Source organism: Streptomyces sp. NPDC002130 (assembly GCF_040296465.1).
Taxonomy (GTDB): domain Bacteria; phylum Actinomycetota; class Actinomycetes; order Streptomycetales; family Streptomycetaceae; genus Streptomyces.
On sequence record NZ_JBEOXI010000709.1, the window covers coordinates 1 to 1654 of the forward strand.

The 1654-nt window shown below is 60.9% G+C and carries 3 protein-coding genes; 1 reads left to right on the forward strand and 2 read right to left on the reverse strand.

The window, feature by feature from the left end:
• Positions 1-15: 15 nt before the first annotated feature.
• Positions 16-717, reverse strand: a complete 702-nt coding sequence (locus ABT116_RS44690; RefSeq protein ID WP_037132739.1) for a hypothetical protein — start codon at positions 715-717, stop codon at positions 16-18.
• Between the two features lie 85 nt (positions 718-802).
• Positions 803-1366, reverse strand: a complete 564-nt coding sequence (locus tag ABT116_RS44695; protein ID WP_351646684.1) for a YfbU family protein — start codon at positions 1364-1366, stop codon at positions 803-805.
• Between ABT116_RS44695 and ABT116_RS44700 the strand changes: the two genes are divergently transcribed.
• The gene (locus ABT116_RS44700; protein ID WP_351646688.1) at positions 1273-1497 is read left to right on the forward strand and encodes a hypothetical protein; all 225 of its coding nucleotides are present in this window, start codon (positions 1273-1275) and stop codon (positions 1495-1497) included. The genes ABT116_RS44695 and ABT116_RS44700 overlap by 94 nt on opposite strands.
• The last annotated feature ends 157 nt before the right edge of the window (positions 1498-1654 follow it).

Sequence of the window (1654 nt, forward strand, 5' to 3'; positions counted from 1 at the left end):
GGCCGCTGTGGCCTGTCAGCGGAAGTCATCGAGCAGCTCCTGTAGGACGCGAGTGCCGGCGCTGCGCTCACGAGTGTCGAGGGATTCCATCAGGTCAACGGCCACGGCCGCGATCGGCAGTGTTGTCGTGTCGAAGAACGGGTTCAGAGCGGTGACGACCCGCAGGGTGACGTCTCCGTCAGGAGACAGCATCCCGAACTGTTCGACGATGTCCTCGAAAGCGTCATCGACGATGTACCCGTCGGCTTTGTCACCCAGGGTCGAGGACAGTCCGAATCGGGCAGCCCTTTCCGGTACGTGAATGATGGCACTGACTCCGGTGGCAGCGAGGTGGCCGTCCCTGATCAGGGCGTCTGCATCTCCGTCCCATGTATCCATGTGGTGTGTGGTGGCGCGGTTCCTGGCGAGGTACGCCACCTCGTCCGCGTTGGACCGACGTAAACGATGTTTGAGTCGGGTGATCTGTTCTGGCGGTGAGATCCAGTCGACTGTGCGGTGAGAGAGCAGTGCCAGCGCAGCCCATGCGACGTCCGGGTTCCACGGGCGGCCGCGGCGGCGAGTGGTCTGAGCGATGCGATGCACGGATGCGCTGCTGAGTAGGAGGGATTTGCCGACCTCGCGGGTGATGGTGATGGTGCCGGCGCGCGCCAATCTGGTGACCTGACGTTCGGTCACCGCAAGTGCGGCTGCCGCATCGTGCACCGTCATCTCATCCATAGATTATATGGTCGCATTTACGACCATATAAAGCAATAATCACAGTAAAAACCTATTGGATCTATACAGCAGGTAGGGAGTTCTGTCAGCACCCAACCACGTCGAAGGCGACGAAGTTGGACAGGGTGATCGGCCGCGGATACTTCCCCAGAGCGTCCACTACCGATTCTGCGCGCAGACGTTCCTCACCCGCACGTAGGTGCAGCCAGGACTCCAGTAGGAAGTCGACGTAGCTCGCCATGTGATTTTCCTGCGGGTCGTTGTGATTGAAGCCCTGGAACTCGAGTTCGAACGCCAGCTTGTCCTCGACGGGCGTCCGGTTCTTTGAGTGGTGGTCGATGCCGTAGGTGATGATCCGGAACATCTCGAGGATGTCGGACACGCGCCCGCAGTCGTGTTTCGGCAACTCGGTGTTGAATCCTGCGACTTGGTACCAGTTGTTAACGACGGTTGAAAAGTAGTCCAGAAACGACGGGGCGGGTTCTAGCCATCGTTGCAACAGTTGACGTGGCTTGAGGTTAGCAGTGACTCGAATAGTTCTGTGGGAGTGCAGTCTTGGACCGAGCAGAACTCGGCGATCTCGTCGGCGCTGCCGGGCTCCTGCCCGCTTTGGAACGCGCGGAGCAGGCGGCAGCGGCGGATCTGGCAATCCGCCACGAGGAACCTGTCGACGCGGAGACGGTGGACGTGACCGCCCTCGGTGACGGAGAACGGGTGGATGAGACCGCGATCGACCGGTCAGACGAAGTGCAGGCACTATTCGCGGAAGAAGGTCAGTGATGTTCGGACGACGCAAGCGTGGGCCGTCAGCACCGCCAGCCCCGGTGAATGTGCGATTGGTGCGTGACGGGAAGGAGATCCCCGCTGAATTGGTGTTCTCGGGGTTCCGGGACGGTCTCGCGGTGTGGACTGCTGTGTCGGTGCCGTACTTGCCGGG